At 71.1% G+C, this 5801-nt stretch carries 6 protein-coding genes; 3 read left to right on the top strand and 3 right to left on the bottom strand.

Annotated elements, in window-relative coordinates; all coding sequences use genetic code 11:
• Both ACVNF4_RS31470 and ACVNF4_RS31475 read left to right on the top strand, forming a co-directional pair.
• The coding region (locus ACVNF4_RS31470; RefSeq protein ID WP_461806287.1) for a hypothetical protein at nt 1–253 on the top strand (253 nt) is incomplete at its 5' end.
• A 7-nt stretch (nt 254–260) separates the two neighbouring features.
• Nucleotides 261–650, top strand: a complete 390-nt coding sequence (locus tag ACVNF4_RS31475) for a hypothetical protein (RefSeq protein ID WP_461806288.1) — start codon at nt 261–263, stop codon at nt 648–650.
• Nucleotides 651–686: 36 nt separating this feature from the next.
• On the opposite strand, the gene ACVNF4_RS31480 is transcribed toward ACVNF4_RS31475, so the two are convergent.
• On the bottom strand, nt 687–1622 hold the full coding sequence (locus ACVNF4_RS31480) for a LysR family transcriptional regulator (RefSeq protein WP_461806289.1): 936 nt from the start codon (nt 1620–1622) through the stop codon (nt 687–689).
• Nucleotides 1623–1725: 103 nt separating this feature from the next.
• Here ACVNF4_RS31480 and ACVNF4_RS31485 point away from each other — a divergent pair, with 103 nt between their 5' ends.
• Nucleotides 1726–3147, top strand: coding sequence for an MFS transporter (locus ACVNF4_RS31485; protein ID WP_461806290.1), 1422 nt, complete (start codon nt 1726–1728; stop codon nt 3145–3147).
• 39 nt (nt 3148–3186) lie between these two features.
• Here the strand turns inward: ACVNF4_RS31485 and ACVNF4_RS31490 are convergent, their stop codons facing one another.
• Both ACVNF4_RS31490 and ACVNF4_RS31495 read right to left on the bottom strand, forming a co-directional pair.
• Nucleotides 3187–4323, bottom strand: coding sequence for a DUF5954 family protein (locus ACVNF4_RS31490; RefSeq protein WP_461806291.1), 1137 nt, complete (start codon nt 4321–4323; stop codon nt 3187–3189).
• 117 nt (nt 4324–4440) lie between these two features.
• Nucleotides 4441–5430 (bottom strand): malate dehydrogenase, encoded by a 990-nt coding sequence (locus tag ACVNF4_RS31495; protein ID WP_461806292.1) that lies wholly within the window; start codon nt 5428–5430, stop codon nt 4441–4443.
• Between the last annotated feature and the right edge of the window lie 371 nt (nt 5431–5801).

Genomic DNA, 5801 nt, shown 5'->3' on the forward strand with positions numbered 1-5801 from the left:
CGGTGCCCGCGTGTTCAAGGGCCGTGCCCGACGCCGCAGCAGCGCCGAAGTCACGCAGGCACGCGCCGAGTTCGTCAGGGCGCGGGGGAACGTCGTCGACCGGTACCGACAGGGCGTGTCCGCCGCCGCGTTGGCCCGCGAGTTCCGGGTCAGTCCGACGTTCGTCGCGGAGCGGCTCGTGGAGTGGGGGGTCATCCGGCGAGAAGGGGACGACTCGTCGTCGTCCGGCTGGGAAGTCTCAACCGATCTGTGAGGGCGTCATGTTGCAGTGCACCGGGGTCAGGCTGCTGCCCGTGCCGGAAGTGCTGGCCTTGTTGGAGTCGGCGCCCGAAGGGGCGTACGAGGACTGCGAGTTCGCGGAAGGGTACGTCTGCTGCGAACTGGCGGAAGGGCATCCGGGAGAGCACGCCGACTTCCTGTGGGACGGGGAGGCGGCGGACGACGGGCAGTGGATGTTGTGGGGCGACGACGGGTTTCGGTTCCCGGTCCTGCGGTGGTGTGACGCCTCGCATGTCGACGGCGACGCCTGCGGACTGTACGACGCGCATCCCCTCGTCCACGCCTGGGACATCGTCGACCCCACCGTCGAAACACTCCTCCAGGACCTGACCGCGAACCCCGAGAACTGGGGCCTACCGGGGGACCTCTAACAACACACCGCCCACCGAACCAACCGCCCCGCGCCCCTAGAAGACCGGGGGCCGCTGGATGGTCCTCCAGCCCGTGATCGCCTCTCTCACCAAGCCCCTGAGCCACGCGTGCGCCGGGTCCGCGTCATGTCGTGGGTGCCAGGCCATGCCCAGCTTCAACGGCGGTAGCGCCAGCGGGACTTCGAAGTGGGCCAGGCCGAGGGTTTGGGCCAGGGGGAGGCCCCAGGTTGTGTTGAGGCCGATGAGGTCGGTGTCGCGGAGGATGAAGAGGGAGGCGGGGAGGGAGCCGACGGTGGCTACCACCCGGCGTTTCAGGCCCAGGGCGGCCAAGGCGGTGTCTACGGGGCCGTTCAGTTTGCCTCGGCGGGACGCTGTGAGGTGGTCCGCGTCGAGGGCGAAGCGTTCGGGGGTCAACTCCCCGTCCAGCAAAGGGTGTCCGGCTCGGGCCACGCCCATCATGCGGTCCTCGGCGAGGAGTTCGGTGTGGATCTCCGGTGCTGTGGTGTCGATGACGCCCACTTCGAGGTCGGCGCTGCCTTCGCGGAGGAAGGGCGCGTCGAGGTGGCTCTCGTTGAGGAAGCGGAGGCGGATGCCGGGGGCGTCGGTGGCGGCGCGGGCGAGGAGGGCGGGGCCGTGGGCTGCGGCTATGGCGTCGTGGCCGAGGATCGAGAAGGTGCGGGTGACGGTGCGGAGGTCGGACTCCGCCGGGGTGAACAGGGCGCGGGCGCGTTCCACTACGACGCTCACCTCCGCGCGGACGGCGAGGGCGCGCGGCGTCGGGACCATGCGGCGGCCCGCCCGGACCAGGACCGGGTCGCCGAGGGCCTTGCGGATGCGGCCGAGGGTGCGGCTCATGGCGGGTTCGGAGAGGTGGAGGCGCCGCGCGGCCCCCTGGACGCTCTGTTCCTCCAGGAGGACGTCCAGCGCGAGCAGGAGGTTGAGGTCGACGTCTGCGGATTGCGTCACGCGCATCTGTCCCTTGCGAAGGTTGCACTGGAAAGCAGGTCACTCCGAGCCTACGGTGAAAGAGCCCGACGACCGGGATTCCCACACCGCCCAGCTCCCTGGAGGAGCCGTGCCCTCGCACACCCGAACCCGGCCGGAGACCGCCTCGGCTCCCGCCCCCGCGCTCAAGCGCTCCACCCTCCTCGCTCTGTGCGCCTGTGTCCTCGTCGCACAGAGCATGGTCGCCGCGATCAACCTCCTCATCCCCCAGCTCGCCGCCTCCGGCCTGCACCCCTCCCGCGCGGAGATCCTCTGGACCGTCGACGCGTACGTCATCGCCTTCGCCGGGCTGCTGATCCCGGCGGGCGCCCTGGGAGACCGGTACGGACGCAAGGGTGCCCTGCTCGCCGGGCTCGGGCTGTTCGCGGTGGGTGCCGGGGTCAGTGCGGGCGCGTCGGTGCCGGCGCTGCTGATCGCCGGGCGGGGGATATCGGGCGCCGGGGCCGCGCTGGTCACCCCGGCGACGATGTCTCTCGTCGTCCACCTCGCGGGTCCGGCGCGGCGGGCGCAGGCGATGGCGTCGTGGACGCTGGCGATCGGGCTGGGCGGGATGGCGGGGAACCTCGGGGGTGGTCTGGTGGGCCAGTTCCTGACGTGGCGTGCGCTGTTCGCGGTGATGGTCCCGCTCGCCGGGCTGCTGGCGCTCGGGGTCGCGCTGTCGACGCCCCGCACACCCCGCTCACCGCACGCCTCCCTCGACCCCGTCGGCACGCTCCTGCTCACCGCCGGCCTCGTCGCCGTCCTGTTCGGCATCATCGAGAGCCCGGAGCACGGCTGGACGTCACCGGTGATCCTCTCGGCGTTCGGGGTGGGGGCGGCGCTGGTGTGGGCGTTCACGTGGCGGTCGCTGCGGGCGGCGCGGGCCGGGGAGGACGCCCCGACGCGCACCCCTCTCTTCGACCCCCGCGTCTTCCGCTCCCCCCGCCTCAGCGCCACCGTGTTCGGCCTGGCCGTCGGGTTCTTCGGGCTGTTCGCGCTGTTCTTCGTCAACTCGCAGTACCTGCAAGAGGTGAAGGGGTACGGGCCCGGCGTCACCGGCGTCGCGATCGTCCCCCTGATCGTCGGGATGGCGCTGGTGCCGAAGTTCGCGGCGCGGTGGTCGGCGCGGCCGAGGCCGGTGATCGGGGCGGGGCTCGCGTTGATCGGGCTCGGGCTGCTGGGGGCGTCGACGGCGGACGCGGGGACGCCGTACCCGGTGTACGCGTGCTGGCTGCTGACGATCTCGGCGGGCATGGGCCTGTCGATGCCCGCGCTGACACTGGGCGTGGCGACGTCCCTGCCGCCTCACCAGGCCGGACTCGGTTCCGGGCTCGGCACGTCCGCGCGGGAGATCGGCGCGGCCCTCGGTGTCGCCGTCTCCGGGACGCTGCTCGCGGCCCATCCCGACCTGGCCTCCGGGATGGGCTCCGCGCTGCGGACCGTGGGGGTGGTGGTGCTGGTGGCGACGGGGGTGGTCGTGGCGGGGTTCAGGGGGACGCGGGAGGAGGGCTGAGAACCGCGTCGACACCGTCGTCCCCGTAGGGAACTCCCCTCACGGGTTCTCCCGCATCCCCCGTGCCTTGCGCCACTGGCGTTGGCGTTCGTGTTCGGCTTCCAGGAGGGCCCGGAAGGTGTCGAACTCCGAGGGGCCCTCGGAGCGTTCGGCGGGGGTGGGGAGGTCCTCCTCCTCTTGCCAGAGGCCCTGTTCCTTCAGTTGGCGGACGTGGACGTCGATCGGGGGTTCGGGGTTGTAGTCGGAGGGGCGGGAGCCCTCGGGGCCGTCGGGGCCCATCCGGACGATGCGTTCGACGCGGGTGACGCGGTAGCAGACGTCCCCGACGAGCAGGACGTCGGCGCGGGTCTCGTCCAGGTGGTCGGCGCGGGCGGACCATTCGGCCTTCGTCTCGTCGTCGATGTCGCAGTTCCAGAGCCCGGTGACGCGCAGCCACATCGCGAGGTCGTCGCGCGCGCCCTGCGGGGTGGCGTGCGAGGAATCGGGGTGGAAGGTCCGCCAACGGCCCTTCTCCCGCTGGGAGATGATGAAGACGGGCGGCAGCAGGACCCCGCCGGGGTAGTTCAGCCGGGCCGCCTCGGACTCCTCCCGCATCGTCGGGGGCGCGTCGCCCGTCGGCACTCCGACGAGGCTGAGGAGTTCGAGCTTGAGGAGTCCGTCGGAGAGGCCGGTGGTGGTGTACGAGTCGATGACGTGGCCGACGTCGTCCCCGCTGAGCTTGTCCGCGATGCCCACGTCGGGGATGTCCTTGTCGGACGGGCGGGGCGGCTCCGGCCCGCTCTGCCCCATGCGGATGAACCGTGCCGCGCGGGCGATCCGGAACCGCTGCCCGAGGGCCCGCACCTCGTCGACGGCCTCCCGGTCCATCCGTTTCGCGGCGGACATCCACTTGCGGCGGGTCTTCTCGTCGGCCGCCTGCTGCGACTGCCGCCGGAAATAGCTGCCGAGCGAGTCGCGGGCGCCCTGCGGTGTGCCGTCGCCGATGGTGAGGATCTCCCAGCCGCCGGTCTCGCACTCCCGGGTGGGGAAGAACTGCGGCAGTCCGAGCCCCATCACCTCCGGGTACCGCTTCAGCGCCTCGGTCGCCTCCTGCTCCGCGAACGCCGCGAGCGGCCCTTCCTGCGGGGTGATCCGGAGGGTGAGGTAGGAGGGTGCACTGTCCCGAAAATCGCGCATGCGTCTACCGTGCCCGAGCGAGCGGTGGGCCAGACGTGGTTCCGCAAGGAGGCCCGAAAACGACAACCCCTGAGGCCCGATACGGACACTCAGGGGTTGAGGTTCGATCAGAAACGATCAGATGAGGCCGAGGGCGCGGACCGCCTCGCGCTCCTCCTCCAGCTCCTTCACGGACGCGTCGATGCGGGCGCGCGAGAAGTCGTTGATCTCCAGGCCCTGGACGATCTCGTACACGCCGTCCTTCGCGGTGACCGGGAAGGAGGAGATGAGGCCCTCCGGAACGCCGTACGAGCCGTCCGACGGGATGCCCATGGAAACCCAGTCGCCCTCGGCGGTGCCGTTGACCCACGTGTGGATGTGGTCGATCGCGGCGTTCGCGGCGGACGCGGCGGAGGAGGCGCCACGGGCCTCGATGATGGCCGCTCCGCGCTTGGCGACGGTCGGGATGAAGTCGTCGGCCAGCCACTTCTCGTCGTTGACGACCTCGGCCGCGTTCTTGCCGGCGACCGTCGCGTGGAAGATGTCCGGGTACTGCGTCGCGGAGTGGTTGCCCCAGATCGTCAGACGCTTGATGTCGGCGACCGTGGTGCCCGTCTTCTTCGCGAGCTGCGTCAGCGCGCGGTTGTGGTCCAGACGGGTCATCGCGGTGAAGCGCTCCGCCGGGACGTCCGGGGCGGCGGCCTGGGCGATCAGCGCGTTCGTGTTCGCCGGGTTGCCGACGACCAGGACCTTGACGTCGTCCGCCGCGTGGGCGTTGATCGCCTGGCCCTGCGGCTTGAAGATGCCGCCGTTCGCGGAGAGGAGGTCACCGCGCTCCATACCGGCCGTGCGGGGGCGGGCGCCGACGAGGAGAGCGACGTTCGTGCCGTCGAAGGCGACGTTCGGGTCGTCCGAGATGTCGATGCCCTGGAGCAGGGGGAACGCGCAGTCGTCCAGCTCCATGGCGGTGCCCTCGGCGGCCTTCAGCGCCGGGGTGATCTCCAGGAGGCGAAGCTTGACCGGCACGTCCGCGCCGAGCAGCTGGCCGGAGGCGATGCGGAAGAGCAGGGCGTAACCGATCTGGCCGGCCGCGCCGGTGACGGTGACGTTCACGGGAGTGCGGGTCATGGCGTTCTCCGTAGGACAGCTGGCGGTGGGGCGTCCCTGCCCCGGTGTTTGATCGATCTCTTGGTGTCGAGAGACCGCGGGTCAGGCTATCGCGCATCGGGAGGGGAGGGTGCGGGGGGTTGTGTGGCTCGGAGCACAGGGGGGTGTTGGGGGGTGGGGTTGGGGGGCCTGCGTTGAGGGGTTTGGTTTTTTTGTGGGCGTTGGTTGTCGGGCTGGCGCGCGGGGCTGTGACATTGGCTCTCTCGCCTACGGGGCGCCTAAGAAGGTGTTGTCTTTCCGGGCGTGATCGGTGCGTTTCCGCTGGTCGGGGATAGGAGTGGTGGTTCCGTGGGAGTGGTGGCCTGTCGGGTCGTCGTTCCCCGGGAGGTCGC

The organism is Streptomyces sp. S6 (genome assembly GCF_054880855.1).